Origin of the sequence: Streptomyces ambofaciens ATCC 23877 (genome assembly GCF_001267885.1) — a bacterium.
Classification (GTDB): domain Bacteria; phylum Actinomycetota; class Actinomycetes; order Streptomycetales; family Streptomycetaceae; genus Streptomyces; species Streptomyces ambofaciens.
Genome location: NZ_CP012382.1, coordinates 3466511 through 3493145, shown reverse-complemented (window position 1 = coordinate 3493145; position 26635 = coordinate 3466511). Strand labels below are relative to the sequence as shown.

29 protein-coding genes, 1 tRNA gene and 1 pseudogene are annotated in these 26635 nt (G+C 69.9%); 19 read left to right on the top strand and 12 right to left on the bottom strand.

From position 1 onward, the window contains the following. The first annotated feature begins 187 nt into the window (after nt 1-187). On the top strand, nt 188-379 hold the full coding sequence (locus SAM23877_RS15485) for a DUF397 domain-containing protein (protein ID WP_053132716.1): 192 nt from the start codon (nt 188-190) through the stop codon (nt 377-379). Between the two features lie 100 nt (nt 380-479). Here SAM23877_RS15485 and SAM23877_RS15480 read toward each other — a convergent pair whose 3' ends face one another. The 3 genes from SAM23877_RS15480 to SAM23877_RS15470 form a co-directional block, all read right to left on the bottom strand. Next, the gene (locus SAM23877_RS15480; protein WP_053142519.1) at nt 480-1376 is read right to left on the bottom strand and encodes a MerR family transcriptional regulator; all 897 of its coding nucleotides are present in this window, start codon (nt 1374-1376) and stop codon (nt 480-482) included. A gap of 102 nt (nt 1377-1478) precedes the next feature. Continuing rightward, nucleotides 1479-2000, bottom strand: a complete 522-nt coding sequence (locus tag SAM23877_RS15475) for a glutathione peroxidase (protein WP_053132713.1) — start codon at nt 1998-2000, stop codon at nt 1479-1481. A gap of 25 nt (nt 2001-2025) precedes the next feature. Further along, nucleotides 2026-3009, bottom strand: a complete 984-nt coding sequence (locus tag SAM23877_RS15470) for an ArsR/SmtB family transcription factor (RefSeq protein WP_053132709.1) — start codon at nt 3007-3009, stop codon at nt 2026-2028. 110 nt (nt 3010-3119) lie between these two features. On the opposite strand from SAM23877_RS15470, the gene SAM23877_RS15465 reads away from it, so the two are divergent. Next, a complete protein-coding gene (locus tag SAM23877_RS15465; protein WP_053132708.1) occupies nt 3120-4334 on the top strand; it encodes an MFS transporter in 1215 nt (404 codons plus the stop codon). Between the two features lie 274 nt (nt 4335-4608). Here the strand turns inward: SAM23877_RS15465 and SAM23877_RS15460 are convergent, their stop codons facing one another. The 3 genes from SAM23877_RS15460 to SAM23877_RS15450 form a co-directional block, all read right to left on the bottom strand. Next, nucleotides 4609-5349 carry a DUF5701 family protein gene (locus SAM23877_RS15460; protein WP_053132705.1) on the bottom strand — a complete coding sequence of 247 codons (741 nt, stop codon included), beginning with the start codon at nt 5347-5349 and terminating at the stop codon, nt 4609-4611. Nucleotides 5350-5462: 113 nt separating this feature from the next. Continuing rightward, nucleotides 5463-6113, bottom strand: a complete 651-nt coding sequence (locus SAM23877_RS15455) for a CatB-related O-acetyltransferase (RefSeq protein ID WP_053132701.1) — start codon at nt 6111-6113, stop codon at nt 5463-5465. Next, the gene (locus tag SAM23877_RS15450) at nt 6110-7006 is read right to left on the bottom strand and encodes a Vgb family protein (protein WP_053132698.1); all 897 of its coding nucleotides are present in this window, start codon (nt 7004-7006) and stop codon (nt 6110-6112) included. The genes SAM23877_RS15455 and SAM23877_RS15450 overlap by 4 nt, the downstream gene beginning before the upstream one ends. Nucleotides 7007-7073: 67 nt before the next feature. Here SAM23877_RS15450 and SAM23877_RS15445 point away from each other — a divergent pair, with 67 nt between their 5' ends. From SAM23877_RS15445 to SAM23877_RS15430, 4 genes are all read left to right on the top strand, one after another. Further along, the gene (locus SAM23877_RS15445) at nt 7074-7748 is read left to right on the top strand and encodes a TetR/AcrR family transcriptional regulator (protein ID WP_053132695.1); all 675 of its coding nucleotides are present in this window, start codon (nt 7074-7076) and stop codon (nt 7746-7748) included. A 64-nt stretch (nt 7749-7812) separates the two neighbouring features. Continuing rightward, nucleotides 7813-8193 (top strand): hypothetical protein, encoded by a 381-nt coding sequence (locus tag SAM23877_RS15440; RefSeq protein WP_342342860.1) that lies wholly within the window; start codon nt 7813-7815, stop codon nt 8191-8193. Between the two features lie 112 nt (nt 8194-8305). Then, on the top strand, nt 8306-8665 hold the full coding sequence (locus SAM23877_RS15435) for a hypothetical protein (RefSeq protein WP_053132689.1): 360 nt from the start codon (nt 8306-8308) through the stop codon (nt 8663-8665). 180 nt (nt 8666-8845) lie between these two features. After that, nucleotides 8846-9169, top strand: coding sequence for a helix-turn-helix domain-containing protein (locus SAM23877_RS15430; RefSeq protein WP_053132686.1), 324 nt, complete (start codon nt 8846-8848; stop codon nt 9167-9169). 581 nt (nt 9170-9750) lie between these two features. Here the strand turns inward: SAM23877_RS15430 and SAM23877_RS15425 are convergent. Both SAM23877_RS15425 and SAM23877_RS15420 read right to left on the bottom strand, forming a co-directional pair. After that, nucleotides 9751-10194 (bottom strand): hypothetical protein, encoded by a 444-nt coding sequence (locus SAM23877_RS15425; RefSeq protein WP_159041981.1) that lies wholly within the window; start codon nt 10192-10194, stop codon nt 9751-9753. A gap of 152 nt (nt 10195-10346) precedes the next feature. Continuing rightward, nucleotides 10347-11102, bottom strand: coding sequence for a GntR family transcriptional regulator (locus SAM23877_RS15420; RefSeq protein WP_053132681.1), 756 nt, complete (start codon nt 11100-11102; stop codon nt 10347-10349). A 79-nt stretch (nt 11103-11181) separates the two neighbouring features. On the opposite strand from SAM23877_RS15420, the gene SAM23877_RS41250 reads away from it, so the two are divergent. The 5 genes from SAM23877_RS41250 to SAM23877_RS15395 all read left to right on the top strand — a co-directional run bounded on the left by SAM23877_RS41250 (nt 11182) and on the right by SAM23877_RS15395 (nt 13244). Next, nucleotides 11182-11460 (top strand): hypothetical protein, encoded by a 279-nt coding sequence (locus SAM23877_RS41250; RefSeq protein ID WP_053132678.1) that lies wholly within the window; start codon nt 11182-11184, stop codon nt 11458-11460. Between the two features lie 159 nt (nt 11461-11619). Next, nucleotides 11620-11784: a hypothetical protein gene (locus SAM23877_RS41245; protein WP_244902943.1), complete on the top strand. Its 165-nt coding sequence runs from the start codon at nt 11620-11622 to the stop codon at nt 11782-11784. Nucleotides 11785-11983: 199 nt separating this feature from the next. Next, the gene (locus SAM23877_RS15405) at nt 11984-12208 is read left to right on the top strand and encodes a hypothetical protein (protein WP_053132672.1); all 225 of its coding nucleotides are present in this window, start codon (nt 11984-11986) and stop codon (nt 12206-12208) included. A gap of 8 nt (nt 12209-12216) precedes the next feature. Next, nucleotides 12217-12948 carry a GntR family transcriptional regulator gene (locus SAM23877_RS15400; protein WP_053142518.1) on the top strand — a complete coding sequence of 244 codons (732 nt, stop codon included), beginning with the start codon at nt 12217-12219 and terminating at the stop codon, nt 12946-12948. Further along, nucleotides 12945-13244: a hypothetical protein gene (locus SAM23877_RS15395; protein WP_053132669.1), complete on the top strand. Its 300-nt coding sequence runs from the start codon at nt 12945-12947 to the stop codon at nt 13242-13244. Before SAM23877_RS15400 ends, SAM23877_RS15395 begins: the two co-directional genes overlap by 4 nt. A gap of 370 nt (nt 13245-13614) precedes the next feature. Here SAM23877_RS15395 and SAM23877_RS15390 read toward each other — a convergent pair whose 3' ends face one another. Next, nucleotides 13615-14034 (bottom strand): hypothetical protein, encoded by a 420-nt coding sequence (locus SAM23877_RS15390; RefSeq protein ID WP_174532222.1) that lies wholly within the window; start codon nt 14032-14034, stop codon nt 13615-13617. Between the two features lie 1096 nt (nt 14035-15130). On the opposite strand from SAM23877_RS15390, the gene SAM23877_RS39075 reads away from it, so the two are divergent. From SAM23877_RS39075 to SAM23877_RS15370, 4 genes and pseudogenes are all read left to right on the top strand, one after another. Further along, nucleotides 15131-16069 carry an ABC-three component system protein gene (locus tag SAM23877_RS39075; protein ID WP_218922752.1) on the top strand — a complete coding sequence of 313 codons (939 nt, stop codon included), beginning with the start codon at nt 15131-15133 and terminating at the stop codon, nt 16067-16069. Then, nucleotides 16066-16332, top strand: a complete 267-nt coding sequence (locus tag SAM23877_RS42095; RefSeq protein ID WP_079030225.1) for an ABC-three component system middle component 6 — start codon at nt 16066-16068, stop codon at nt 16330-16332. The genes SAM23877_RS39075 and SAM23877_RS42095 overlap by 4 nt, the downstream gene beginning before the upstream one ends. Beyond that, complete coding sequence (locus tag SAM23877_RS37415) at nt 16310-18052, top strand: ABC-three component system protein (RefSeq protein ID WP_079030224.1); 1743 nt, start codon at nt 16310-16312, stop codon at nt 18050-18052. Before SAM23877_RS42095 ends, SAM23877_RS37415 begins: the two co-directional genes overlap by 23 nt. A 317-nt stretch (nt 18053-18369) precedes the next feature. Then, nucleotides 18370-18866, top strand: a pseudogene (locus tag SAM23877_RS15370) (tyrosine-type recombinase/integrase); the annotation flags it as partial. Nucleotides 18867-18937: 71 nt separating this feature from the next. On the opposite strand, the gene SAM23877_RS15365 reads toward SAM23877_RS15370, so the two are convergent. Next, nucleotides 18938-19010 (bottom strand) — tRNA-Arg (locus tag SAM23877_RS15365). A gap of 280 nt (nt 19011-19290) precedes the next feature. Between SAM23877_RS15365 and SAM23877_RS41950 the strand changes: the two genes are divergently transcribed. Beyond that, complete coding sequence (locus SAM23877_RS41950) at nt 19291-19653, top strand: AfsA-related hotdog domain-containing protein (RefSeq protein WP_053132661.1); 363 nt, start codon at nt 19291-19293, stop codon at nt 19651-19653. 11 nt (nt 19654-19664) lie between these two features. Beyond that, the gene (locus SAM23877_RS15355; RefSeq protein ID WP_053132659.1) at nt 19665-20603 is read left to right on the top strand and encodes an NAD-dependent epimerase/dehydratase family protein; all 939 of its coding nucleotides are present in this window, start codon (nt 19665-19667) and stop codon (nt 20601-20603) included. Between the two features lie 106 nt (nt 20604-20709). Here SAM23877_RS15355 and SAM23877_RS15350 read toward each other — a convergent pair whose 3' ends face one another. Then, on the bottom strand, nt 20710-22323 hold the full coding sequence (locus SAM23877_RS15350; RefSeq protein ID WP_053132656.1) for an IclR family transcriptional regulator domain-containing protein: 1614 nt from the start codon (nt 22321-22323) through the stop codon (nt 20710-20712). A 106-nt stretch (nt 22324-22429) separates the two neighbouring features. After that, nucleotides 22430-23731 carry a M6 family metalloprotease domain-containing protein gene (locus tag SAM23877_RS15345; RefSeq protein WP_053142514.1) on the bottom strand — a complete coding sequence of 434 codons (1302 nt, stop codon included), beginning with the start codon at nt 23729-23731 and terminating at the stop codon, nt 22430-22432. A 426-nt stretch (nt 23732-24157) separates the two neighbouring features. Here SAM23877_RS15345 and SAM23877_RS15340 point away from each other — a divergent pair, with 426 nt between their 5' ends. After that, nucleotides 24158-24811, top strand: coding sequence for a TetR/AcrR family transcriptional regulator (locus tag SAM23877_RS15340; protein ID WP_053132654.1), 654 nt, complete (start codon nt 24158-24160; stop codon nt 24809-24811). Nucleotides 24812-25016: 205 nt separating this feature from the next. Continuing rightward, nucleotides 25017-26552, top strand: coding sequence for an MFS transporter (locus SAM23877_RS15335; RefSeq protein WP_053132651.1), 1536 nt, complete (start codon nt 25017-25019; stop codon nt 26550-26552). Nucleotides 26553-26635 lie beyond the last annotated feature (83 nt).

Below are 26635 nucleotides of genomic sequence, written 5' to 3'. Positions count from 1 at the left end.
GCCATGCCGCACTGGAAGACTCACCTGGAATATGCCATCCGGTCGGGTGAATGGCGGCTCCGGAGGGAGAGGTCAGCGAGTAGCGTCGATCACGCCAAAGATCAAGCGTCATTGGCGTAAACCGCGCCGCGGCCCCGTGGGTCCGCGGCGCGGGGACACCACTCAGCGACTCGCCATCGGAGCAGACATGGCAATTCATCAGGGCGCCCAGGAATCGTGGATCAAGTCCTCCTACTCCGGAGGAAACGGCGCGTGCGTCGAGGTCAAGTCACCGGTCGTGGCGGCACTCGCCGTCCGCGACTCCAAGGTCCTCGAGGGCCCGGTCCTGGCTTTCCCCGCCGACGCGTGGAACGCCTTCGTGACCTCGGTCAAGAAGTAACGGCTCCACGCGCCTCCGCGGACACCGCCGACGGAGCCCTCTCGACCAGTTCGCCGACCTTGCCGAGAGGGCTCTGTTCCGTTCCGGACCCGCGGCCGGCTCACCTCACGGGGAACGCCACGTCGCACACCGGGTCCTCCGGTCCCGCCGCCTCCCAGTCGGTGAAGTACACCTCCCGGCACGGCCCCGCCACCGTCAGACCCTGCGCGGAGACCCACTCCTCCACCGCCTCGAAGGCGGCCAGGATCTGCGGATGGGCCACCTGGGCCTTGGTGATCCGGGTGTAGGCCAGCCGCCGGGCCGGCTCCACCCGCACCTGCGACCGCCAGGCCCGCCCCCGCTGCTCGGCCCACGCCCGGGCCGCCGCCTCGTCGGCGACCGGCACGCACGACTCCGCCGGGCCGTCGCTCTCCATCGACACCTCGGAGTGGTACACGACGAACGGCGCCGCCGTCACACCCCCGCAGTCCCGGGCCGCCTCCTCCAGCCGTCCCAGCGAGGCACCGATCCACGCCGGCAACTCGGCCGCCAGCGTGTGCCGGGACTCGCTGATCACCACCTGCTCGGGCACGTCCACCGTCTCGACCGCGAACTTCTCGTACACCTCGGAGCTCCTCCCCGACAGTCGTGCACGGAGGTAGTCGGCGAGCGTCCGCTGCCCCGCCACCCGGGCCTCGACCTCCGCCCAGTAGGCGTCGAGCAGACCGGCGGCCCCGGGGCCGTCCGCGTGGACGACCTCCGCGACCCGCGCCAGCGGCATGTCCAGCCGGCGCAGCAGGGCCACGAGCCGGGCGCGCTCGGTCCGGGCGGTGCGGTAGTAGCGGTAACCGGTGGCCTCGTCCACGTGATCGGGCACCAGCAGGCCCATACGGTCGTACAGCCTGAGCGCCTTGGCCGAGAGCCGGGCCCGCGCGGCGAACGCCCCGATGGTCAGCAACCCGTCGTCGCGTGCGCCGCCGTGCCGGTCTCCGCGTGCGCCGCCGTGTTCGTCGTCCACGCCGTCATCCACGCCGTCATCCTCCGTCACCGGACGGCCTGTCCGCCCGGCGACGACGAGGCTCGGGCCTGCCCCAGGGGCAAGGTCAACCGACGCGTCCGCTCAGCCCGCCAGCCGCTCCTCCACGGCCGCCACGACCTCGGCCGACTCCGGCTCGGTCTGCGGCGAGAACCGGGCGGCGACCTTGCCGTCCCGCCCGATGAGGAACTTCTCGAAGTTCCAGCGGACGTCCCCGGTGTGCCCCCCGGCGTCGGCGAAGCCGGTCAGCCGGTCGTACAGCGGGTGCCTGCCCTCCCCGTTGACCTCCACCTTCTCGGTCATCGGGAAGGTCACCCCGTACGTCGCCGAGCAGAACTCGGCGATCTCGTCGGCGGTGCCCGGCTCCTGGCCCATGAACTGGTTGCACGGCACGCCGAGGACGGTGAGGCCCTGCTCCGCGTACCGCTCGTGCAGCCGCTCCAGGCCGGAGTACTGCGGGGTGAGCCCGCACTTGGAGGCCACGTTGACCACCAGCACGACCCGGCCCGCGTACTGGGAGAGGTCGGCGGACCCGCCCTGCAGGGACCCGATCTCGACGTCGAGGGGGAGGCTGTCGTTGTTGCGCGCGTTCTCTGCGGTCGTCATGAGCGGATGCTAGCCCCGCGCCACGTCACCCCCCGCCGCCCGCCCCGCCGGCACCCGCCTCGACGAGCACCTCCCCGGCCGCCGACCGCGAGTACAGCACCGACCGGCCCGCCCGTCGCCGCTCCACCAGCCCGGCGTCCAGCAGCACCCGCAGGTGCCGCCCCACCGAACCGAGGCCCTGCCCGGTCACACCGACGAGCTGGCTGGTGCTCATGGGGGAGCCGAGCAGCACCAGCACTCCCGCACGCGCCGGCCCGAGCAGTGCGCCCAGGGCCGCGGGCACGGTCCGGGCACCCTCGTCCGCGAGCGCGCCGACGCACGGGTAGACCACCGCGTACCGCTCGGTCCCCTCCCACGACACCCAGCCGTGCCGCTGCGCGGTGATCGGCACCAGGACCAGCTCGGCGCCGGAGAGCGCCCGCGGCGGATACGGGTGCGCGTTGACCTGGAGGCGGTTGTCCCCGAGCCAGCGCGTACCGGGCCGCAGTGCGTCCAGCACCGCCGCCCAGCCGCCCCGGCTCACCCGCGCCGTCCGCGCGACCACATCCGCCTCCAGCACCCGGCGGCGCCGCTCCCAGTCCGGCCGTACGGTCTCGGCCCACACGTACTCCAGCAGCGCGGCGGCCCGCTCGGGCAGGTCGTCGCGGTCCAGGGCGGAGGGGAGCGGACCGGCGAGGGAGAGACGCAGATCCGCGCGGGCCTCGTCGCCGCGGACCGCGCGGACGCGCGCGACGCCCTCCTCGAAGGTCTCGCCCTCGCGCGGGGCGGGCGTGAGGAAGTCGGCGATCCACCGCCGCCCGATCCCGGAACGGACGAGCAGCGCGGTCACCGGGTCGTCCGCCAGCCGGCGCCGGTAGCCGGGCCGGTGGGCGTCGAGCCAGGCCTGCTCGCCCGGGTGCGCGGCCTCCCCGGCGTGCAGCTGCTTCAGGGAGGCGAAGGCCTCGGCGAACGGTGAGAGCACGAACCGGCTGCGGGCGAGCGTGTCGGCGTTGATCCGCCACCAGCCCATGCGACCCGCCCCCGTCCGGCTTCCCGGTCCCCGTCCCCGGCACCCCGGCGACGTTTCGCCGGCACGCGAAACATTAACGGCCGGGTTCCGCACCCGCCCAGACTCCCCGCATGCCAGACACCCGCCGCAGAAGCTACGCGGACCTGTTCCGCACCCCGGAGTTCAGCCCGCTCTTCCTCTCCTCCTCGGCCAACATCGCCGCCCAGACGCTGAGCGGACTGGCGCTCGCCACCCTGGTGTTCCGGGCGACGGACTCGCCGCTGCTGTCCGCGCTGAGCATGTTCGGTCCCGCCCTGGCCCAGGTGCTGGGCGCCACGCTCTTCCTCTCTGGAGCGGACCGGCTGGCGCCGCGCACGACGCTGGCCGGGCTCTCGCTCGCCTTCGCCGCCGCCACCGCCGCCCTCGCCCTGCCGGGGCTGCCGGTCTGGGCGATGCTCGTCATCGTCCTCGCCGAGGGCCTGATCGCCTCGCTCGGCGGCGGGGTCCGCTGGGGCCTGCTCACCGAGATCCTGTCCAAGGACGGCTACCTGGCCGGTCGTTCGCTCTTCAACATGACGAGCGGCCTGATGCAGATCGCCGGATACGCGACCGGCGGGCTCCTGGTGGTCCTGCTGTCACCGCGCCTGTGCCTGCTGCTCGCCGCGGGCCTGTACGGCACGGCGGCCGCCCTCGCCCTGCGGCTGACCCGCCGGCCACCGCGCGCCGCCGGCCGCCCCTCCGTACGGGCCACCTGGCGCGCCAACTCCCTGCTGTGGTCCGCGCGTCCGCGCCGCCACCTGTACCTGGCCCTGTGGGTCCCCAACGGGCTCGTCGTCGGCTGCGAGTCCCTGTTCGTCTCCTACGACCCCCGCGCCGCGGGCACGCTCTTCGCCTGCGCGGCGCTCGGCATGCTGGCCGGGGACGTGACGGTGGGACGGCTGCTGCCGGCCCGGATACGCACGCGCCTGGGCGTACCGCTGCTGGTGCTGCTGGCCGCGCCGTACCTCGTCCTCTTCCTGCGCCCGCCGCTGGCGCTGACGGCCGTGCTGGTCGCGGTGGCCTCCGTGGGCTTCGGCGCGAGCCTGGTCCAGCAGGAGCGCCTGGTCGCCCGTACCCCCGAGGACCTCTCCGGGCACGCCCTCGGCCTGCACTCCGCGGGGATGCTCACGACGCAGGGGCTCGCCGCGCTCCTGGCCGGCACGGTGGCGCAGGTCAGCTCCCCGGCGACGGCGATGTCCGTCATGGCGGCCGGCTCGCTCGCGGTGACCCTCGCCCTGACGGTGGCGAGCCGCCGGGACGCGGCCGACGGAGGGCTGCTGCCCACCCGGGTGGCGCGGGCCGGCTGACGCCCCCGGCCCGCCGCCCGCATGCCGACCGCGTCGAGGTCCCGGTCCCCGCTCCCCGGCACCGCCGGAACCGCCGACGGGGGCGTACGAGCCCCGGGGCCTCGGTGGCGCATCCGGGCCCCGACCGGCTCGGGCGCGTAGACCCGGGCCGGCCCGGGCCTGCGTGCCCGGGCCGGCCCGTGGACGATGCCCACGCGCCGCGGGGCGCCCCTCGCGACCGCCTCGGCCGGGAGCGCGCCGACCGACCGACCGCGAGGACGAGGGAGCCGCGACCTCAGGGCCGGGCGGCGGCGCGGGCGCCGGCGGACGCCATGCCGAGCCACGTGTGCGGATTGCCCGCCCAGCACCAGCCGAGCTTCGGCGCCCGCTTGCTGATCCAGATCGCCGGGACACGGCGGTCGCCGGACCGTGAACCTCCCAGCGAGAAGCACTTGTTCTTGACCAGGATCTGCGGTGTGTGCGTCATCAGCGCGATGCCCTCCTCGATGGTGAGCAGGCTGCGGCCCCGCTCGGCGAGGGCGGCCATGGCGTCGTGGGGGACGACCCCGCAGAACTCCTCCCCGCGCTCGACGTCGAACAGCAGGTGGACCCCGTTCCCGCCGGGCGGCTCGGCCTCCTCGGTGGCGACGAACCGTTCCAGGGAGCCCGGTTCGAAGGTGCGGTCGACGAACCCGGGCAGCCGGCCGCCGTGCAGCGTGGTCAGCGGCATGGTCCGCTCGATCGGGGCGAGCTCGCGGGTGACGACCAGGACGAAGGGCACGCGACCGGTGCCGGCGGGATCGTGCTCCCCGTCCCCGTCCCCGGCCCCGTTCCCGGCGTGTGCCACGGCCTCGGCGCGCAGCGGTGCCACCAGCTCGGCGAACTGCTCCGGGGTGCGGCCGGAGAGGGCCGGGTAGCCGAGCGCGGTGAGCGTACGGACCTGCCGGTCGAACTCGGCGCCGGGGTCGAGCGAGGGGGCGGAGGCGGCGGAGGTGGCGCGGGCGGAGGGGGCGGGGACGTGCGTCCGGTCGGTCAAGCGGGTTCCTTCCGCGGGGTCCTGGGCGTGCTGGGGGCGTGAGGTGCCCTGAGGGTGCTGGGCGCCCCGGGGATGCTGCGCGGGGCGGGTGGCGGCGGGGGCGGGGGCTTCGGTCAGGAGAGCTGCTCCTTCTCGGCGATGGCCGCGATGTCGGACGGGCTGCCCGACATGATCGTGCGGACGTGACGGGTGACCAGCTCGACGGGCCAGTCCCACCACGCGGCCCGCTGGAGCCGGGCGATGTCGTCGGCGTCGTACCGGGCGCGGAGGGGGCGGGCCGGATTGCCGCCGACGACGGTGTACGGCGGGACGTCGCCGGTCACCATCGCTCCCGCGGCGACGATCGCCCCGTCCCCGATGCGTACGCCGGGCATGACCGTGGCGCCGTAGCCGAACCAGACGTCGTTGCCGACGACCGTGTCGCCGCGGCTGGGCATGCCGGTGACGAGGTCGAGCGTGGCCTCGGCCCAGGCACCGCCGAACATGGTGAACGGGAACGTCGACACGCCCATGGTGGGGTGCTCGGCGCCCGCCATCAGGAACCGGGTGCCGGACGCGATCGCGCAGTACTTGCCGATCACCAGCTTCTCCGGGCCGTAGGCGTAGAGCACGTTGCGGGTCTCGAAGGCGGTGGCGTCGTCGGGATCGTCGTAGTAGGTGAAGTCCCCCACCTCGATGCGCTCGTCGGTGACGAGGGGCTTGAGGAGGACGACCCGGGGGTGCTGGGCGAGCGGGTGCAGGACGCCGGGGTCGGGAACGGTCATGCGGGGACCTCGATCCGTGCGAGAGAGCCGGTCTCCAGCGCGCACCACAGCGCGCCGTCGTGCACGGCGATGCCGTGCGGTTCGCTGTCGGGGCGGGACAGCGCGTACGAGGTGATGCCACCGTCGACGGTGATCCGGCCGACCCGGCCGCTGCCCCACTCGGTGAACCACAGCGCGCCGTCGGGCCCGGCCGTCACCGCGTGCGGCCGGGCCGCCGGGTCGGGCAGCGGGTACTCGGTGATCTCACCGTCCACCGTGATCCGGCCGATCCGCCCGGCCCCGATCTCGGTGAACCACAGCGCGCCGTCGGGCCCCGCGGCCATGCCCACCGGGGCGGCGCCCTCGGTCGGCAGGGGGTGGGCGGTGCCGCGGCCGTCGGTGGTGAGCCGGCCCACGGCGTTCTGCCGGTTGAGGGTGCACCACAGCGCCCCGTCCGGGCCGGCCGCGACGGCGGACGGGAAGGCGCCGGGCGCCGGGTGCTCGGTGACGTCGCCGTCCACGGTGATCCGGCCGACGCGGTCGACCGAGGAGAGCGTGAACCACATCGCCCCGTCCGGCCCCGCGACGATCCCGAACGGGCCGCCCTCGGGCGTCAGCGGCGCGTGGGAGGAGTAGGAGCCGTCGGGGGCGATCCGCCCGATGCGGTGCGCCCGGTACTCGGTGAACCACATCGCCCCGTCCGGCCCGGGCGCGATGACGGTCGGCCCGGCCCCCACCGGGTGGACGGTGACGCTGCCGTCCCGCGGATCACGGCGGGCGACGGCGTCCTGATGGACGAGGGTGAACCAGAGGGCGCCGTCCGGACCTTCGGCGAGGGCGTAGGGACCGGCGTCGGGGCCGCTGACGGTGAACTCCTGTACGGGCTCGGCGCCCGGCTCGATAAATTCATTCATCGGTAGTAACTTTACTCACGGCGAAGCTAGCCGTCAACATAAAATTACTACCGAGGTAAGATTTTCCATGGACTCCGACGACGCCCCGCCCGCCCCGCCGCCCGCCACCTCCGCCGCGCCCCTGGGCCTGCGCGAGACCAAGAAGCGCGAGACGCGACAGCTCATCTCCGACCGGGCGACCCGGCTCTTCATCGAGCAGGGCTTCGAGCGCACGACGATCGCCGAGATCGCCGACGCCGCCCGCGTCGCCAAGAAGACGGTGACGAACTACTTCCCGCGCAAGGAGGACCTGGCCCTCGACCACCAGGAGGAGTTCGTCGCCGCCCTGGCCGGCACGGTCGACGCGCGCGAGCCGGGGGAGGCGCCCCTGACGGCCCTGCGCCGCGCCTTCCTGGCGGCCGTGGCGGCCCAGGACCCCGTCGCGGGATTCGCCGGCCCCGCCTTCACTCGCATGATCGCCGACAGCCCCACCCTCACCTCCTGCCTGCGCGGCCTCCACGACCGGCGCGAGGACGCCCTGGCCGGGGCACTGGCCAGGGCCACGGCCACCTCACCCGAGGACATCACGCCCCGCACGGCCGCGGCCCTGCTGGGCGGAGTCCACCGCGTCCTGTTCACCCGCATCCAGGAACTGACGCTGGCCGGCCGCACCAACCCGGAGATCGCCGGGCTGCTGGGCCAGGAGGCCCCGCGCGCCTTCGACCTGCTGACACCGGCCCTGGCGCAGTACGGGCGCGGCTGATCGCCCGCCCCCGCACGACAGGGCTCCCCATACGCCGCCACCTGGGCGGACGCCCACTGACCGGGTGAGCGGAACGCACCCGGGACGGGACGTGCCGACGCCCGGAGCCGGTCACGCCGCCTCCCCGTCGCTGGCGCTCGCCGCCAGGATGTTCGCGGTGGCGATGACGTTCATCGACCAGACGATCGTCCGCGACGTGACGGAGGCGATCACCGGCAACGCGGACACCCGCGCCCCCACGGGGGACGGTGCCCTCGCCACGACGGTGCGGGAAGCCATGCCCGACATCCGCAGGGACTTCGCCGAGGCCGACCAGTGGGTCTTCTACGCCATGGCCGTCGCCCTCGCCCTCGGCTACTGCTGCGCACTGCGCCACCCCGGCGGGCGGGCGGCGACGCCCTCGACGCGGGCCGCCGACGCAGCCGCCGACGAGGACCGCGGCTGACGGGGCGCGGGGGCGCGGGTGGCCATGGGGGGGCGCCGCCGTACGCGCCCTCCCGCCCGGTGCCACCACCGCCCGAGCCGCCCGGGCGGGCCGGGGCATAGAATCCGTCGTCATGCCGAAGCCTGACGAGCTGATCGTTGACATCGCTGCCCTTGTGGAGTCCGGGCAGAGCACTCAGATGTCCCTGACCGTGGTCACCGGTGGTGCCGTCATCACCGGTCGCCTTGCTCCCGAAGCCGTGTGGAGGCAACGGGTGTCCGAGGTGCTGGCGGACTCCGCCCGCCTCGGCGACTTCGCCGCCGTCTTCGACACCCCCGCCAAGAAGGACGGACCGCCCACGCACCTTCACTTCCACGTCGCCCGGATCCTCCAGGGCACGGTGGGGATCCCGGAGACGGGCGGGATGTACCGCATCGCGATCGAGGACGTCAGCGCCTGGACGGTGGGCGACTTCAGCTACTCCAACCGCTGACCCACGGCCGTGCCCGTGACGGCACGACAAGCGACGAGGGCCCCACCGGCACACACCGGCGGGGCCCTCACGCCTCACGGTCCGACGTGTCCCCCGAGAGCGCGCGCATCAGGCCCGGAAGGCCTGCGAGGCCGAACACGGCCACGCCCGACACATCTACGAGCGGCGTAGGGAGAGCTGATGAATCACAGCACGTGGAGAACTCGCCGGACTCGCCAGCTCATGGGTGAAGCGGTGGAGTACGACCAGGAGTACGTCGACGCCCGCCTGGCCGGCGACCTCGGACAGGCGGTCTACGACCGTCGGATCGAGCTCGGCCTGTCCCAGGTGCAGCTGGCGGAGCGGGCCGGAATGACACAGCCCCAGGTCTCCCGGATGGAGGGCGGCGACACCGTGCCGACGCTCCCGCTGCTGCGGCGCCTGGCCAAAGCCCTGGACGGCACGCTGCAGCTGACCATCGACGAGGGCGCCTCACACGTGACCTTCACCCCGCACGCTGCGTGAACGACCTAAGGGCGCCTACGAGAGTCCGTAGGCGCCCTCCCCGTATGCCCTCGGCAGGCTTCGAACCTGTGACACATCAAGGATGTCGATCCATGCCCGCTCCCGGCGTCGTGGTCGGCAGATCCGGGGGATGCCGCCGTCCGGCCTCGCTGCTCTGATCAGTTCCGATGCCATGGGCTTCTGTCGTTGTCGGTGGACGTTGACTGGCCTCGTCCGACCCAGAGGCGGGCCCAGTCTCCGTCCTCGGCTTTTCCAGCCTGGAGGACGCAATGGACCGGCTCTCAGGAAGCGGCTCCCCGATGGCCCTGGTCGTGAGTGACCGCACGCGTTGATGTCAGGAGCAGATGCGAAAGGCCCCGGACCAAGCTCGGTCCGGGGCCTGTCTGCTGGTGCCCCCGGCAGGATTCGAACCTGCGACACCCGCTTTAGGAGTTCGATCTACGCCCGTCCTTGGGGCCATTGGCGGCTGGTCCGGCGGTCGTCCGGGGGCGCTGCTGTATGCCGCCGTCCGGCCTCGTTGATGTCAGCGTTGGATGTCAGCCGATGGGTCGGTCCACGGACGGTACTGAGGGGCCAACCTGTTAGATCGCGAACTCGTGCGTGATCCCGACACAGACGTCACCTTCGAAGAGCAGCGCGATGTGGTAGACGTCGCTCTGCCACTGCAGCAGCACCTGATGGGGGCCCGCCACGCTGAAGCTGGAGTAGGGGCCGACCGCCGAGATGATCTCGTCTTTGCTGCGACCAGCCAGGTTGCCAAGGGTTGCAAAGCCATGTGCCAGTGCTCGTCCGCCAGGCAACAGTCCAGTGTCTTCGCTCATGATGCCTGCGAACTGGCCCTGCTCGAAGAGAACTCCGATGTGGTAACTGCCGCTTTGCCACTGGAGCAAGGACTGTCCTGGTCCAGTCATGCTCTGGCTGATTGGTGCACCAACAGAGGTGATGATCTCGTCCGCTGTTCGGCCAGTAAGGTCCCCAAGTTCGGCGAATCCCCGTTGCAGCCTCTGTCCCGACAAACCGAACATGTCCCCTCCCACATGTGATGACGTCCGCACTCTATGGGTCTCCGGGACTGGCGCGGCGTGTAGAAGGCGCAACTGGTCCTCCAAGGCTCTGAAGTCGAGTCGATCCGACTTGCTAGGGGCGACCAGTGGCCTTGGGTCGGTGGCAGTACGCGCTACCGGTGGATGGGAATCTCGTAAACGATCTCGCAGTGAGCCGCGGGCACCACGATGTCCGCCGTTTCGACGGGCCTGCTGTCGTCGCTGTAGTACGTCCGTCGGATGTGTGTGACCAGTGCGGCCTTCTGGATGCCGAGTAGCGACGCCTCCTCGGCGGTCGCCGGCCTGGGCTCCGGCTGCTCCACGGCGTGGCTGATCGTGATGCCGATCGCGGCCATGCGGTTCACGACGCCCGCGCCTGCGTGCGGTCCTCCCTCGGGGAGAACGACGAGAGTCCCGGCGGTGAGGTCGTACGGCTCCCAACTGGTCGAGAGCTGCACAGGCCTGCCGTCGGCCAGGAACTCGTACGCGGTCCGGACGCACAGCTCGCCCTCGGCGATCCCGAGCCGGGCGGCGATTTCCGCCGGGGCCGGCACCTTGGCGTCGGTCCTGCTCTCCCAGTCGCCCTGCCTGCCAACGGCCTTCATGTCCGCCCGGAACGGCGACCCTTCGGGCTGCTCGCGCGCCGACGACCGCACGACGCGCACGCGCTGCCGGGGCTCGGCGACGTAGGTGCCCGAACCGGCTCGACCTTCCAGCACGCCTTGGGAGATCAGCAGTTCTTGAGCCCTGCGGACGACGTTCTCGCCTACGCCGCACTCCTGGCCGATCTGCGCGCGGGAGGGCAGTCGGTCCCCCGGCTCCCACACGTGCTCCGCGATCCGCTGCCGTAGCTCGTTGGCGATGCGGAGATAGGGCGGCTGCTCAGACATATGGAAAATCTAGTCCACTAGCTCTAATCTAGTTAACTAGCTTCACTCAAAGTGATCGCCGAGTGACGGAGGCTTCCCTGTGCCCGCTTCGCGAGTGAGCGCGGAGGCCATCGCCGCCCGGTTATCGGCGGTCGGGCTCACCACGCGTGTGGAGGAGCACGACCGGTGCATGTCGGTCGAGGCGGAGGTGCCGGAATCGCTCTCCGCCGAGTCATGGCGGGAGGTCCTGGAAGTCGTGGCGGAGGCCGATCGATTCGGGCTTCACGCCACCAGCTTGAACGGCCGCACCCTTTGGGCGGTCGTACGCAAAGCGGTCCCCACGACGGGCGATGTCGGGGGACCGAGCTATCAGCGATAGGAGCTGAGCAGCGTGCTCAACCGTATCCGCCGTGCCGTCACGCTCGCCAGAGCGCGGTACTTCCCCAAGGGCAGGCACCGCCGAGCCTTAGCGCCGTCCCGGATGGCGGTGGTGATGCCTCCCGCGCTCGTCGTAGAACCGCCGGCTGTCCCGGAATGGATGCCGGACACCACTGACCGCCTTCACCTGCTCCTCGGCGAGGACAACGCGCTCGTCCGCCCGTACGTGCTGGCCTGGGAGCGACAGCGTGTCCGCCAGCGCTCGGTGGTCGTGGCGCCGCGTCTGTCGGCTGAGACGTACTCGGCCCTGGCAGGTGTTCGCTGATGCCTCCTCGTCAACGCCTCCACATTTCGGAAACCGCGGCGGCTGCCTACCGGTCGACCGCATGCCGGGTCGGCACTCACGCAGCCTGCGCGGAAGCGTCGCCATCTCCTGGGCCGGTCGACCTGCCGGTGATCTACGAGACGTGCGCCTGCCCCTGCCACACTGCGCCGGACCACTCCACGCGATCGGCGGTGAAGCGGTGAGCAACTGGGCCCCCGGGGGTGCGCTGGTATCCAACGTCGAGATCACGGCGGCCACCGTTCTGCGGGGCGACATCATCCAAGTCGGCGGTCGGGCATGCCGGGTGAGCGACCTCTTCCAGTTGCCCCAGGGCGCGAAGCAACTCCTGTTCGAGTCGGGAGAGCTGTTGACCATAAACGGGCGGACCCGGCTCGTCGCCGTGCGGATGACGAGAAGGCGGTGACACAGTCCATGACGTCTCGCCGCCTCGTCGTCGCTGACGACCTGAGACGCCAGATCACGACCGGTCGAATCGGACCCGGTGAACGGCTCCCATCTGAGTCCGCCCTGTCCGACCGGTACAAGGTCAGCACGGCCACCCTGCGAAGCGCCCTCGCCGTACTCCAGGGAGAAGGCCTCGTCGAGAAGATCCACGGCAAGGGCAACTTCGTCCGCCGCCCGCTGCGCAAGATCACGTACGTCGGTGGATGGGGCACGCTGGATCCTCGAACTGCCGCAGAGGTGGACCTGCGCGTGACGGTCCGAACTACGGTGCTACCCGCGCGGGGCCACCTGACAGCGCTGCTGAAGGTGGACGACGGAAGCCCACTGACCGAATTCCTCCGACTCAGCTACGAGGGAGAGTCCCCGCACAGCCTGGCCCGCGTCTACGTACCGCGAGACCTGACACCGACCACGGCGCTGAGCAACCGGTCCTCAAGGGCGTCGGCGGAAGCCAGTTTCTCTGTGCCGGACCCGCCGCCGGCCGAGGTGCACGAGATGGTGTCCGCTCGTCTCCCAACGCCGGATGAGGCGTCGACCCTGCGGATCAACACAGCCTTGGCCGTCCTCGCGATCACCCGCGTTGCGGCAGACAACACCGGGCGAGTCATTGAGGCGGCACTACTGGTGTTCCCTGGGGATCGTGTCGACGCCGTCTTCAGCACCCACCACGTGATCGAAGAAAGGCGGGCGCACAGATGACGCCGCAGAACGAACTACGACTCCTCCCGTGGTCGGGCCCGGACGGCAAGCCCTGCTACCTGAGCACCGATGACAGCGGCGGCTACATGTCCCGCCTGGCGGACAACATCGAAGCGGTACAGCTCGGGATGGCAACCGATCTTCTGGAGCGGGCCGCGGGAGTCCTCGGCGACCAGGACGCCGACCGCGATGACCTGCGGCTCATGCTGACCGAAGTGACCCGAGCCCTACGAGACGTGGTCCGCGTGGCAACCAGCCGCGGTCATCTCCTGGCGGTGAGCGAACTCCAGTCCTAAAGGGCTCGGTCAATGCGGCGTCCTTAAGGTGGCCCCCGTCAGCGCTCAGAAACCCCTCTACTGATCACCGGCTCCGCTGACCAGCGGGACTGAAGAAGCCCACGGCTTTGACCGATTCAGATGCCGTGGGCTTCGGTCGTTGCCGGTCAGTGTCGGATTACCTTGGACGGCCGGGACGGCCCAGGATCCGCCCTCTGCTTCCATCAGCCAAAAGACACACCTATTCGTCCCAAAGCAACTTCGGCAGGCGGGACACCTTGGGAGGGCTTGCCGTTCACCTGCACTGATGGTCCGCAGACGTTGGCGCTCGTCCGCCGCTGTCCGTCGGCGTTGTCACGCAGTTAGACACTCAAGATGCTTGATCCCACACCTATGCCGGACCGGCTCCATGGCGTTCGTAGAGCTGTTTCACTTGCTTGACCCAGAAGTCGAACTTCTCATCGGCCGAAGCACTCATGGGCAGAAGCTGAAGCTCCTTGGCCAACTGGTAGAAGCCAGAGCCAGCGTCGTTGGCACCTAGGTAGTTCACCAGGGCCGAGAGCATGACAGGCGGGTCTGAGGGGGCGATCACCAGGTCTCGTTCCACGATCAGTCCGAGTAGATGTCCCATGGCGGCCCGTTCGTCAGCACGCTCGAAGTCGAAGGGACGGCAGCCGGTTCGCCTGGCCAGAGTCGCGTTGAGCTCCGTGTACGAGGTGAGCTTGCCCAGCTTCGCTCGCTCGACGAGGAAGCCACGACCGGCATGTACAAGCTCCTCCCACTCACTATGCGCGCGGCCGTATCCAGGCATCCCCGCCCCCTGAGCTACATCGATCCGTGAGCGGGAACGTACCCTGCCGGCGCAGTGCCCACAATCGCTCGATGGGCTAGTCACCGCAGCTCCCGGGCAGGGCGAGAAACGCCCCATCTTGCCTGGCGGCCAGCCCTGGACGGAATCCCGTATGGCCGGGGGTCCCTGACCTGGGCATTCGCCGCTGGCGGCTGTGGGGCGTCTGTCGCCGTCGGTCACCGTTGGTCAGCCTCGGGCACCCTCGCACGGCCCAGAGACGGCCCGACGAGGAAGCCAGCCAGACCCCTGACCGCCTGCGCCGCAGTGCGTCTCTCTGATGCAATCCCCTTGTGAGCGATTCACTTCTCACCGCAGTCATTGCGGCAGTCACTGCCCTCGTGGCCTCAGGTATGACCTCATGGTTGGCACTTCGGGGCGTACTTCGCCAGGCAGAGGTGCAACGAGAAGTCGCAGCGCAGGATCACGCCGAGCGGCGGGCAGAGGAGAGCCGGACGGCGCAGACGGACGCATGTATCCAGTTCATAGAGACGGCCATCCGCTGCGCTGCGCTCGTCCAGCGGACCAGATCACCCGGCATGGCCGAAGAGGCGCATCAAGATCGATTGGAGGCAGCGCAGGCTGGGTTGTCAGAGCTCATCCGAGCTCAAGCAGTCTTGAGTGTCGCAGGCCCCAGCAGCGTCGCAGTAGCCGCTACTGAGGCTCGCTGGAGTCTTGATCGCGAGTTCGCAGCGGTCCTCAACGAACGCGCTGGTGCCGCCACTGCTGAGGTCGTGCACGCTGCGGGCGACGCCAGGCGCCGGGCCGTCGGTCGTGTCGGGGGTGCTGCCAGACGGGCGTTCGGCAGCGATGACGGCCAATCCTTGGCTGCTCCATGCGTCGGGGGCGTTGCACCAACACCCTGAGGGAAGGTTCCACCGTCGCTGCGAGGGCTCCGCCTCGGCCTGTACGCCTCTTCACTTGGCCTCCATCGCTTGTCGGCACCGTCCCCCTCCGATCACCCGATGAACTCAGCTCGTGACAAGTTGTGCCCACCCGGTTTCCAGCGGGTATCACGAAGAGCTACCGTGATCTGCAGGGGTGAGGGGGCTGTATGAGGATGAGCCACGAGCAACGACTGTTCGCGCGCGTTCGCTTTCTTGAACGCATGAGCGAGTTGACCGGTTCGGCTTTCGAAGACTTTTTCCACGATTTGATGTGCGCGCGCTATCCCGATTTTCTCGACGTGCGCACGCACGGAAATATCGGAGACCAAGGGGCGGACGGGCTGACACTCCACGACAGGAAATTGTTCGCCAGCTACGCACCTCACGCTTTCAGTGCGACCGACACCAAGTCAAAGTTCAATTCGGATTTGAAGAAGGCAAAAGAAAAACGGTCAGGTCAATTCGACGTCTTTGTTTTTGTTCATAACGACCGCAGAGGAATGCATCCCGAGATAGCGACACTTCTGGCTGACGCCAAGGCCGCAAATCCCGCTCTTGCGTTCGAACAGATAGGGATCCGGCGCCTTTGGCAAGAGTGTATGCGGCTGGACCTCGAGTCTGCGGAAGATATCCTTGACTGCGAAATACCCGTACGCCCAGTGGTGTATGGCCTCGGAATGGAAGACCTTGCCCCATTGTTGAAGCACTTGAGGGAGCTTAGGACGAAGTCTGATCCCTTAATGCCTCTGGACAATGTGCCGCCTACCAAGATGGATTATAACCGTCTGGATGAAGACGCCCGAGAAGACCTACAGAAGGGGAGACGACAGGCTCACCTCGTCGAGGCCTTTTACGACGGGTCGTTGCGCGCTATCGAGCACGACGAAGTTGCAGAAGGTTTCCGAATCTATTATGAGCAACTGAAGGCCGAGTGGGACGAGCCTGAGGAAGTCCTGTGGCAACTGGAAATGTACGTTCTCGGAAATGAGCGACAGCATCCCAAGGTGCATCGCGCAGCGTGGGTAGTACTAGCTCACTTCTTCGACCGGTGCGACATCTTTGAAACCCCACCGCCGGGATGGACGGCGCAAACCCTTGAGGCATCTGCATGATTACTCCGACGAAGGGAATTTCCCCCGACCGATGCCTGTTGGCCGTTGGCGCCCAGATCCTCATGCAGCTTGAAGAGCCCCGTACTGTCAGTCAGGCGTGGGCGCGGCTAAAGGCATGGCGGATTGAGAATGAACACTTTTCTCCGGTGTCGTTCGAATGGTTCGTCCTAGCACTAGATATGCTGTACAGCTTGGGCGCCGTAGAGCTTCGCCAGGACTTGCTTGTAGCGAGGAGGATCCATGCTGCGTCAGCTCAGCGCTGATGACCCGCGGTTCAAAACCGCATCATTCACCAGCGGAATGAACCTGATTGTGGCTGAGAAGAGGACTTCCTCCACCGAGACTGACAGTCGTAATAGTGCTGGAAAATCAAGTCTCATTGAGCTCATCCACTTCCTTCTAGGCGCACGCGTAGACAAGCGTTCACTAGTCAGTGACAGGCATCTTCGGAGTGTGAACTTTCACCTGAAGATGGATTGGCCGAGTAATGGCGTTCTGACTGTGGGGCGCCGGGCTAGTCGGCCTAATTTTGTGCAACTTGATCCAGACATCCGCCCTGGCAGGCAAGAGGAGATGTTCGCGCTCGGGGGGCCGGCAGAGGTCACGCTTGATGAGTGGAACAAGCTGATCGAGAAGGACCTATTTGGTGTTCGCGCAGACGCCTCTGGCGTGAGCGGTCGCACCATGCTGTCGTTCCTAATGCGACGGGCGTCCGCACACGGGTTTAATCAAGCAACGGAGAGTTTTTCCAAGCAGCGGAAAGCCGATGCCGCAACTAATCTAGCTTATCTTTTGGGCCTGGATTACGAACTTGCTGATGGATATCGTAAACTCTCCGCACAAAAAGCCACTCGCACGCAGTTGCGAAAGGCAGTCAATGATCCGGTATGGGGTCGGATTGTCGGTTCAACCGCAGACCTGCGCGGTCAGATCACCCTCGCTGAGGCACAATTGCGTCGCCTTGAAGATCAGATTGCCGATTTCCAAGTGGTTCCCGAATACGAACGGGTCAAGCAGGAAGCGGACGCACTAGCTCGTCGAATCAAGCAGCTTGCGCAGGATGACACCATTGACCAGAGCAACCTTGAAGAGCTGCAGCAAGCTGTCACGGAGGCCAGCGACGTCACTGTGGATTACATGGAGTCGGCCTACCGCGAACTAGGTATTTTGCTGGGGGATCAAGTCCGGCGACGGTTTGACGATGTGCAAACTTTTCATCAATCTGTGGTGCGGAACCGTCGAGTTTTCCTTGAAGCTGAAATCGAGAGCCTAACCAGCCGATTGACTGAGCGGCGGGATGAGCGCGCTAGGCTCGGCGAGCAACAAGCGCAGCTTTTGCGCATGCTGAATGAAGGCGGAGCTCTCGAAGCTCTGACGGCTCTTCAACAGGCTTTGGCTCGCGAACAGGCGAATGTCGAGGCATTGCGTCACAGGTATGAAGCCGCTCAAGCACTCGAAGCGAGCGCGCGGCAAATCACGGCCCAACGTTTGCAACAACAGCAAGCTGTCGCAACTGATCTTAATGAGCGACGTGAGCAGCAAGCCGAAGCAACGCTGCTGTTCTCACGATTCGCCCGGGAGTTGTACGGCGAACGAGAGGCCTATCTGCGCATCGAGGCAGGTCGTGAAAATCTCCAAATCACTCCGTACATTCGCAGCGACAACAGTCGCGGCATCGGAAACATGGTGATCTTTTGTTTCGATCTTGCCCTTTCTGTTCTAGCGCATCGTCACGGGCGTGGCCCAGACTTCCTTGTACACGATAGCCATCTCTTCGACGGCGTTGATGAGCGGCAACTGGTTAAGGCCTTCGCACTGGCCGCCGAAGTAAGTGCAGAAGAGGGAATGCAGTACATCGCCACGATTAACTCTGACGACCTAGCTAAGGCAGTCCGCCTAGGGTTCAATGATGCTCCGTTTGTGCGCGAACCGCGTCTGACGGACGACTTGGAAGACGGAGGTCTTTTCGGATTCCGCTTCTAAGCGCATACGGCGGAGCTCATCTTGCAAGGTCGGTGGAGCGGCTTTGAGCTGGAGCTGCTTTGGGGCGAGTGATCTTGGCCCCGTAAGCTGATGGCGAGTCGGGCAGTCTGTGGACCTGCCCGTTAAAGCACGACGTTGGGGCCAAGATCTTAGAGGCTCGCCCCAAAGTGGCTGCCTAAAGCCGTGGAGCCGACCGCCCCAGCCACAGAGGGTGTTCTCCCACTTCATGCCCGCAGCCGTCGGGCGCGGCCAGCCGGGGCGCAGACAGGAGGCAGGCCGCGCCGCAGAGGCGGCGCGCGCCCGCGCCGTGCGCGGGCCTTGACCTCGACAACCGTGTTCTCTACGTTCGTCAGCAGACGCAGCGCCGGCGGGGTGTCCTCTACGACGATGACCCCAAGAGAGTCGCCGTCGCCGGGCCGTCCCGCTGCCCGCCCTCTGCATCGCGCCCCTGCGCTGGCACCGGATGCGGCAGGCGGCTGCTCGGGTCAAGGCAGGGGAGCAGTGGCAGGAGTCCGGCTACGTCTTCACCACCCGTACCGGCCGTCAGGTCGAGCCGCGGAACGTCTACCGCTCCTTCACCCGCGTCGCCGAGTCCGCCGGCCTCCGCGTGATCCGGCTGCATGACGCCCGGCACGGCACCGCCACACTCCTCACGGCGGCCGGAGTCGCACCCCGCGTCGTGATGGAGATCCTCGGGCACTCTCAGATCAGCATCACCATGGACGTCTACACACACGTTGTGCAGGACACGCAGCGCGAGGCCATGAGTCACATGGACCGGCTGCTCAGGAAGCGGCGCCCTGATCGTGGGTGATCGCCCGCGTTGATGTCAGAAGTGGATGTCAAAGGCCACCTAGGAACGTTCCTAGGTGGCCTTCTCCCTTGTGCCCCCGGCAGGATTCGAACCTGCGACACCCGCTTTAGGAGAGCGGTGCTCTATCCCCTGAGCTACGAAGGCGGGGCTTGAGCGGAAGTCCGTCAAGCCCTGAGTGTCCCGGGGCCGGCGGCTGCGACGGGGTCCGGGGTGGGCCCGGGCAGGTGTCGCAGCGCCCGCCGGGGCGCTCGATCCACAGGGTACCGGATCGGGGCTCGGGCGGGTGCTGCCTCCTCGGGTGGGCGCCGGGTGTGTGTGCGGTGTGAACGGGTCAGGCCGGCGAGGTCGGGGAGTCGGGGATCGGGCGGCCTCCTCGTCACCGTTGTTGAGGATCTGACGGATCGCCAGGGATATGATCCGACCCATGTCGTTCACCGCCCGGCCGGAAGCGGTCGGCACAGCGCCGGAACGCGTCGGCGGACAGGACTCCCGCGACGTCGTCCTGGCCGCGGCCGACGCGCGCTCCCCGCACCGCCGGCAGCCGCGGGTGGACACCGCGCACCCGGTCTGCTTCGACCATCCGGCCGACCACGTGCCCGGCATGGTGCTCCTGGAGGCGGCCCCGCAGGTCGCGCACGCCCCGACGGGCCCGCGCGACGCCCTGCCCGGCGGCCTCGAGAGCGCCTTCGCGCGCTACGCGCCCTGTGGGATCGACACGGTGTTCACCGCAACCGCAACCGCAACCGCAACCGCGCCCGCGGCCCCGTGCCCGACCCCGTTCCGCTGAGGAGGCGGCCCGTGTCCACCCTCGTGATCACCGGTGCCGGCGGCTTCATCGGCGGGCACGTCGTCCGGGAGGCCGAACGCCTCGGCGTCACCCTGCGGCTGACGGCCCACGACGCCCGGGTGCGCGCGGACGGGCCCCGTACGACGGTCGTCCGCGCGGACCTCACCGACCCCGGCACGCTGCGCGGCCTGTGCGACGGCGCCGACGCCGTGCTGCACTGCGCCTCCCTGATCGGCGGCCCGGAGGAACGGTGCGAGGCGGTCAACGCCCGTGGCACGGCCGCGCTCGTCGACGAGGCCCGCCGAGCGGGTGTCGGGCGGATCGTCCAGCTCAGCACCGCCGCGGTGTACGGGCGGGGCACCTTCCGGCGCGCTCGCCCGCAGGACCTGCGACGGGCCCCGGGGTCGGCCACCTCGCGGACCCGGGCGGCCGGCGAGGACGCCGTACTGGCCGCCGGCGGCACGGTCGTCCGCCCCCACATGGTGTACGGCCGCGGGGACACGAGGGTGGTGCCCGCGCTGGCCCGGCTGTTGCGGGTCCTGCCCGGCACGGTGGCGGGCTGGCAGGCGCAGGTGTCGGTCATCGCCGCCGAGGACCTCGCCCGTGCCCTGGTCGGGGTGGCTCTCGCACCCGCCGGGCACCTCACCGCGCCCGTCTACCACGCCTGCCACCCGCGGCCCGTGCCCTGGCACACGGTGCTGCGTACGGTGGCCGCCGTCGCGGACGTCCCGTGGCCCGAGCGCGATCTGACCCTCGACCAGGCGTACGAGGCACTGCGGGCCCGCGGGGGCTCCCGGCACGACCTCGACCTGCTGATCAGCGACCACTGGTTCGACGCCGACCCGCTGTGGACGGACCTCGACACCTCGCCGGGTCCGGCGTTCGAGGAGGGCTTCGCCCGGCACGAGGACTGGTACCGGCGGTCACTGGCCCCGGCGGACGGGGCCTAGCCCCGCCGGGAGCCTGGCCCGCCGTACGGCACGCGCAGCCCTCGTTGAGCCACGGGACGGGCCGCGAGGTCGGGACCGGGCGGACGGGCCAGGGCCGGCGTCCGGGTCAGGTCGTCGGCACCGTCCTGAACCGCCCCGCCACCCGCAGGTCCGCCTCGACGAGGTCGGCCGTGCGCCGCAGTTCCGGCAGGACGTCCGCCACGCAGGACACTGCGCTCCTGCGGGCCGCGTGCGTCGCCACGTTCACGGCCGCCACCACCCGGCCCGTACGGTCGCGCACCGGGACCGCGAGGGAGCGCAGACCCGCCTCCAGCTCCTCGTCGACCAGGGCGTGGCCCTGGGCCCGGACCTCGGGGAGGGGGTCGGCGGGCAGGCCGGCGAGCAGTACGCGGCCCGGTGCCGTCGCGTACGCCGGGCGCCGGGCGCCGACCGTGACGTGGGCGCTCAGTACGTGGCTCGTGGACGCCCGGGCCGTGTACTGGATCTCCTCGCCCGAGTCCGCCAGGACGGCCAGGGCGGCCGGCTCGCGCACGCGGTCGGCGAGCGCGGTCAGGTGGGGCTGGGCGATCTCCGGCAGGGAGGCGCGGGAGAGCGGCGGGAACCCGAGGGACAGCACCCGGGGGGTGAGCGTGAAGGCGCGGCCGGGGGCCGGTGCGACCAGCCCCGCGTGCTCGAAGGTGATCAGCGCCCGTCGTACGGTCGCCCGGGCCAGGCCCGTCGCCTTCGCGATCTCCGTGAGGGTCGGCGCCGGCCGGCTCTCGCCGAAGGCGGTCAGTACGGTCAGCCCGCGGGCCAGTGACTCGACGAACTCCCGGCCCAGCTCCTGCTTCGACGCTCCCGTCCAGACGGCGAGACCCGCGGGCGGTGCTCCCGGCTCCGGCGGCGGGGCGGTGCGCAGGTCGTCCTCCATCGCCGCGACGGCCGTGCGCAGGCGGGGGAGCAGGGCCGCCCGCAGGTCACCGGCGGTGTGGCGGCTCGTATGGCTCACCACGCTCGCCACGCACGCCACCCGGCCGGAGCCGGGGTCCCGTACCGGGACCGAGACCGCGACCAGGCCCGGTTCGATCAACTGGTCGTCCAGCGCCCAGCCGTCGGCCGCCGCCCGCGCCGTACGGTGCTCGAAGTCCTCGTCGGGGGTGGTGTGTTCGCGCGGGGGGACGGCCGGGAAGGTGGTGTCCCGCGGGTCCGTCGCCCTGCGGTCGTGCCAGCGGCGCCAGTCGGCGTCCGTCCACTCGGTGGCGAACAGCGGGCCCGGCGCGGTGCGTTCGGCGGGGAGCAGGTCGCCGATGCGGAAGCTGAGGGACATCGCGCGGCGGCGGGTGGCCTGGTGGATGAAGCGGATGCCGTCGCGGTCGCCGACCGCGAGGGAGACCGACTCGTCCAGTGCGTCGGCCAGTGCGTCGGCGCGGGCGGAGAGCAGGGCGGGCAGGCGCAGGGCGGCCAGGTAGGCGTTGCCCAGCTCCATCAGGCGGGGGGCGAGGGTCACGTCGCGGCCGTCCAGGCGGACGTATCCCATGCGGGCGAGGGTCGCCGTGACGCGGTCGACCGTGGAGCGGGCCAGGCCGGTCGCCTTCTCCAGGGCGCTGAGACTGAGGGTGCCGCCGTCCGCCTCGGTCAGCCGGCGCAGTACGGCGATGCCGCGCAGCAGCGGGGCGACCGCCTCGGCCGGGGCGGCGACACCCTCGTCGCGCGGGGTGTCGTTCGTGGTGTGGGCGGGCATCGGCTCTCCGGTACGGCGATCGCGGCAGGCCTACCGTAATCCCGGCCGGCCCGGGCCCGTGCCGCACGGCGGCCCCGCGTCCGTACCGCCCGCCCGCCCCGGTCGTTCACCCCCGGGTGACCCGCACCTTGTGGTCGCCGTTCGGGTCCGCCCCCGACACCGCGATCGTGATGCCCCGGCGCGGGTCCTCGAAGGTCTCGCCCGGAACGAAGGCGGCGTCCGAGAGTTCGGCGTGGACGTTCGGGCTGCGGGTGCAGCCGCCGCTGTCCCGGCGGGAGTCGAACACCGTCACCGGGCCCATTCCGGTGTCCACGTCCGCGTCGACCTTGTAGATCAGCACACCCGGCCGGCACACCGTCTCGTCGTTGCCCTCGCGGGTGCGCAGCTCGACCGCGTACCCGCTGCGGCCGTCCAGCGGGACGACCACCACCTTGTCGCCGCCCTTGCGGGCCAGCGGCGTCAGCGTGTACTCCCGCGTCCCCGGCGCCGACGCGCAGTGCACCTGGGCGGGGTCCAGCCAGCCCAGCTTCCACTTGTGCCAGCCGAGGACGTCGTTGTTGGCGCCCCAGTCCTCGCTCATGATGTCCCAGTGGCCGACGGCTCCCCCGCCCTCCTGGGTGTAGAGGTCCGGGAGACCGAAGACGTGGCCATTCTCGTGGGGGAGGACGCGGTAGCCGGTCTCGTCGTAGGAGCCCGAGCCGTCGTCCTGCCGGGAGTAGACGAAGGACGCGTTGGAGACCGGGACGCCGTCGGCCACCGGGGCCTCGGGGTTGCCGGCGAAGGTGACGGACAGGACGGTGTCCAGGGCGGAGGGGCCGGCGTTCGGGGTGACCAGCACGTTCAGGAGGTCGTACTCCTGGAAGTCGACCTTCGCGTCGGCCTCCGCGACCAGGTCCTGCACCATCTCCCGGTAACCGGGCTCGAAGGGTGCGCCCCGCTCTATGCCGTACTCGGCGAACGACTTCGGCATCCGCAGCCAGTCGCGGAGCGGCGTCTCGGGACGGTAGTCGAGGCGGCCGTAGGAGCTGGTGCGGAACCACTCCTCGGTCTGCGGGAAGAACTCCGCGTAGCGGTCGAGCGCCTCGCCCTCGCCGGGTGCGTCGGAGAAGTCGATCATCAGGGTGAGGGCGCGGACGGTGCCGGTGGAGCGGGCGTAGCCGGCGGAGGTGGGGACGCCCTCGGACATCTGGATCTCGGGACCGCCGGTGATCATGCAGGGGCCGTGCGCGGAGGACCGGGAGAGGGCGGCCGGGCCGCCGGGGCCCGCCGCCGTGGTGCCCGGCGCGAGCCGCCCGGTGCCGGCCGAGGTGCTGACCGCGAAGGTCACGACGGTGACGGTGGCGATCGCGGCCAGCCGGCGCGGGCGTATCCGACGGCTCGGCGGCTGCGGCTGCGGCTGCGGCTGCATGCAGACCTCCCGGACCACGGCAGCCCCCGGTCACCGGCTGCACCCTTTCGCTCACCCTGGGGCGAGGGCGGGACGGGCGCGCGCTGGAGGAGCCGATCGTGGGTTTCTCGCCGGTAGCCGCCGACCGGGGGAGGGGCCGGTGAAGGGCGGGGCGCCGAACAGGGGGCAAGAAGGCAGAGGTAAGGGGGGCCAAGGAGACAGAGGTAAGAGGGGCAAGAAGACAGGGGCAAGAGGGTGAGGAAGCAGAGGCAAGAGGGGGTGGGGAGGCAGGAGGGCAGGGGGAGTCGACGGGGTGTGACCCAGGTCACGGTGATTCTTTCCGGAGCGGGGAAATAACCGGGGATCGTTTCCCCGTTTAGCCATGTGTCCGAGCGAAACGGGGACTCCCTCCCCGGATCGCCAGTCCCACCGCCCAAGGAGTACGCCGTGCAGACCGCAACCCCCGAGCAGCACAAGGTGAGCCGGCCCCGCGCCGACGCCCTGCGCAATCGGGAGCGGATCGTCACCGCCGCCCGCGAGATGTTCGTCGAGCACGGCCCCGACGTGCCGCTCGACGACATCGCCCGCCGGGCCGGCGTGGGCAACGCCACGGTGTACCGCAACTTCCCCGACCGCGACGCCCTCGTACGCGAGGTCGTCTGCTCGGTCATGGACCGTACGGCACGGGCGGCCGAGCTCGCGCTCGCGGAGAACGGCGACGCCTTCGGGGCGCTGGAGCGCTTCGTGCACGTTGCCGCCGACGAGCGGATCAGCGCCCTGTGCCCCATGGTCTCCAGCACCTTCGACCAGCACCACCCCGACCTGGAAGCGGCGCGGGAACGGGTCGAGCGGCTCATCGCCGAGGTCATGGACCGGGCGAAGGCGGCCGGTCAGCTCCGTACCGACGTGGGCGTGGGCGATCTGATGATCGCCGCGGCCCAGCTCAGCCGGCCCCCGGCCGGTACGGGGTGCCTGAGCGCCGACCGGTTCGTCCACCGCCACCTGCAACTGTTCCTGGACGGGCTGCGGGCTCCGGCCCGCTCCGCCCTGCCGGGCACCGCCGTGACCATGGAGGAGCTGCGCCGGCCCTGCGACCAGTAGTTCCGCGACTCCTGACCGACCGGTTCCACCCCGTCCGGCCGACCGCTCAACGACGCCGGTCGACCGGTTCCACGACTCCGATCCACTGATCCCGCGACACCCGATCGTCCGCACCGCGGACGGCGGCCCCCCGTGGCCGTCGCCATGGTCCGGCCGTCCCTTTGCTCACCTTTTTCCGTCACGAAGTCCCGAAGTGGGTATCCCCATGTCTGAAACAGCCCTCAAGGCCCCCGGCGTCCCGGACGCCGGGCGCTGGAAAGCGCTCGTCTTCATCGCGCTCGCCCAGCTGATGGTCGTCCTCGACGCCACCATCGTGAACATCGCCCTGCCCTCCGCCCAGCAGGACCTCGGCATCTCCGACGGCAACCGGCAGTGGGTCGTCACGGCCTACGCCCTCGCCTTCGGCGGCCTGCTGCTGTTCGGCGGCCGGATAGCCGACCTGTGGGGGCGCAAGCGCACCTTCGTCCTCGGTCTGGCCGGCTTCGCGGTCGCCTCGGCGCTCGGCGGTGCGGCCACCAGCGAGGCGATGATGTTCGGCTCCCGCGCCCTCCAGGGCGTCTTCGGCGCCCTGCTCGCGCCCGCCGCGCTCTCCCTGCTCGCCGTGATGTTCACGGACGCCAAGGAGCGCGCCAAGGCCTTCGGCATCTACGGTGCGATCGCCGGTGGTGGCGGCGCCGTCGGCCTGATCCTCGGCGGCTTCCTCACCGAGTACCTGAACTGGCGCTGGACCTTCTTCGTCAACATCCCGTTCGCGATCGTCGCGGCGGCCGGCGCCTACCTCGTCATCCGTGAACCGCAGGGCAGCCGCAACCGCTCGCCCCTCGACGTCCCCGGCGTGATCCTGTCCACGCTCGGCCTGGTCGCCCTCGTCTACGGCTTCACCCGCGCCGAGTCGAACGGCTGGGGCGACGCGGTGACGGTCGGCATGTTCGTCGGTGCGGCCGTGCTGCTCCTCGCCTTCGTGGTCGTCGAGTCGAAGGTCAAGGCCCCGCTGCTGCCGCTGCGCGTCGTCACCGAGCGCAACCGGGGCGGGATCTACCTCTCGCTGGGCCTCGCGATCATCGCGATGTTCGGGCTGTTCCTCTTCCTCACCTACTACCTGCAGATCGTGAAGGGCTACTCGCCGGTCAAGACCGGCTTCGCCTTCCTGCCGATGATCGCGGGCATGATCACGGGCTCCACGCAGATCGGTACCCGGCTGATGACCCGGGTCGCGCCCCGCCTGCTGATGGGCCCGGGCTTCCTGGTCGCCGCCCTCGGCATGCTGCTGCTGACCCAGCTGGAGATCGACACCTCCTACGCCGCCGTGCTGCTGCCCGGCATGCTGCTGCTCGGCCTCGGCATGGGTACGGCCTTCATGCCGGCCATGTCCATGGCCACCATGGGAGTGGAGCCGCGGGACGCCGGTGTCGCCTCCGCGATGGTCAACACCTCGCAGCAGGTGGGCGGTGCGATCGGTACGGCGCTGCTGAACACGATCGCCGCCTCGGCCACCACGTCCTACATCGCCGACCACATCGGCGGCGCGGCCTCCCGCTCCCAGCAGCAGCTGGTCCAGCTGGAGGGCCAGGTGCAGGGCTACACCAGCGCGATCTGGTTCGCCGTCGGCATCCTGGCCGCGGCCGCCGTGATCGCCCTGACCTTCGTCAACGCCGGGCGCCCGGAGCAGACCACCGTCACGGGTTCCGGTGCGGGCGACGCGGTCGAGGACGAGCTGCCGGTGCCCGTCGTCGCCCACTGACGCCGGACACCGCACCCCTTCGGGTCTCCTGTTCCATCCGTGCGCAGGGGGAGGGGACGCCCCCGGCGCACGGTTCCCAGGAC

Excerpts from the sequence above, each read along its gene's own strand:
- SAM23877_RS15485 (WP_053132716.1), top strand. The coding sequence starts at position 188 with ATGGCAATTCATCAGGGCGCCCAGGAATCGTGGATCAAGTCCTCCTAC.
- SAM23877_RS15475 (WP_053132713.1), bottom strand. The coding sequence starts at position 2,000 with ATGACGACCGCAGAGAACGCGCGCAACAACGACAGCCTCCCCCTCGAC.
- SAM23877_RS15470 (WP_053132709.1), bottom strand. The coding sequence starts at position 3,009 with ATGGGCTGGTGGCGGATCAACGCCGACACGCTCGCCCGCAGCCGGTTC.
- SAM23877_RS15465 (WP_053132708.1), top strand. The coding sequence starts at position 3,120 with ATGCCAGACACCCGCCGCAGAAGCTACGCGGACCTGTTCCGCACCCCG.
- SAM23877_RS15455 (WP_053132701.1), bottom strand. The coding sequence starts at position 6,113 with ATGACCGTTCCCGACCCCGGCGTCCTGCACCCGCTCGCCCAGCACCCC.
- SAM23877_RS15450 (WP_053132698.1), bottom strand. The coding sequence starts at position 7,006 with ATGAATGAATTTATCGAGCCGGGCGCCGAGCCCGTACAGGAGTTCACC.
- SAM23877_RS15445 (WP_053132695.1), top strand. The coding sequence starts at position 7,074 with ATGGACTCCGACGACGCCCCGCCCGCCCCGCCGCCCGCCACCTCCGCC.
- SAM23877_RS15435 (WP_053132689.1), top strand. The coding sequence starts at position 8,306 with ATGCCGAAGCCTGACGAGCTGATCGTTGACATCGCTGCCCTTGTGGAG.
- SAM23877_RS15430 (WP_053132686.1), top strand. The coding sequence starts at position 8,846 with ATGAATCACAGCACGTGGAGAACTCGCCGGACTCGCCAGCTCATGGGT.
- SAM23877_RS15425 (WP_159041981.1), bottom strand. The coding sequence starts at position 10,194 with ATGTTCGGTTTGTCGGGACAGAGGCTGCAACGGGGATTCGCCGAACTT.
- SAM23877_RS15420 (WP_053132681.1), bottom strand. The coding sequence starts at position 11,102 with ATGTCTGAGCAGCCGCCCTATCTCCGCATCGCCAACGAGCTACGGCAG.
- SAM23877_RS41245 (WP_244902943.1), top strand. The coding sequence starts at position 11,620 with ATGCCGGACACCACTGACCGCCTTCACCTGCTCCTCGGCGAGGACAAC.
- SAM23877_RS15400 (WP_053142518.1), top strand. The coding sequence starts at position 12,217 with ATGACGTCTCGCCGCCTCGTCGTCGCTGACGACCTGAGACGCCAGATC.
- SAM23877_RS15395 (WP_053132669.1), top strand. The coding sequence starts at position 12,945 with ATGACGCCGCAGAACGAACTACGACTCCTCCCGTGGTCGGGCCCGGAC.
- SAM23877_RS15390 (WP_174532222.1), bottom strand. The coding sequence starts at position 14,034 with ATGCCTGGATACGGCCGCGCGCATAGTGAGTGGGAGGAGCTTGTACAT.
- SAM23877_RS39075 (WP_218922752.1), top strand. The coding sequence starts at position 15,131 with ATGAGCCACGAGCAACGACTGTTCGCGCGCGTTCGCTTTCTTGAACGC.
- SAM23877_RS42095 (WP_079030225.1), top strand. The coding sequence starts at position 16,066 with ATGATTACTCCGACGAAGGGAATTTCCCCCGACCGATGCCTGTTGGCC.
- SAM23877_RS37415 (WP_079030224.1), top strand. The coding sequence starts at position 16,310 with ATGCTGCGTCAGCTCAGCGCTGATGACCCGCGGTTCAAAACCGCATCA.
- SAM23877_RS41950 (WP_053132661.1), top strand. The coding sequence starts at position 19,291 with ATGTCGTTCACCGCCCGGCCGGAAGCGGTCGGCACAGCGCCGGAACGC.
- SAM23877_RS15350 (WP_053132656.1), bottom strand. The coding sequence starts at position 22,323 with ATGCCCGCCCACACCACGAACGACACCCCGCGCGACGAGGGTGTCGCC.
- SAM23877_RS15345 (WP_053142514.1), bottom strand. The coding sequence starts at position 23,731 with ATGCAGCCGCAGCCGCAGCCGCAGCCGCCGAGCCGTCGGATACGCCCG.
- SAM23877_RS15335 (WP_053132651.1), top strand. The coding sequence starts at position 25,017 with ATGTCTGAAACAGCCCTCAAGGCCCCCGGCGTCCCGGACGCCGGGCGC.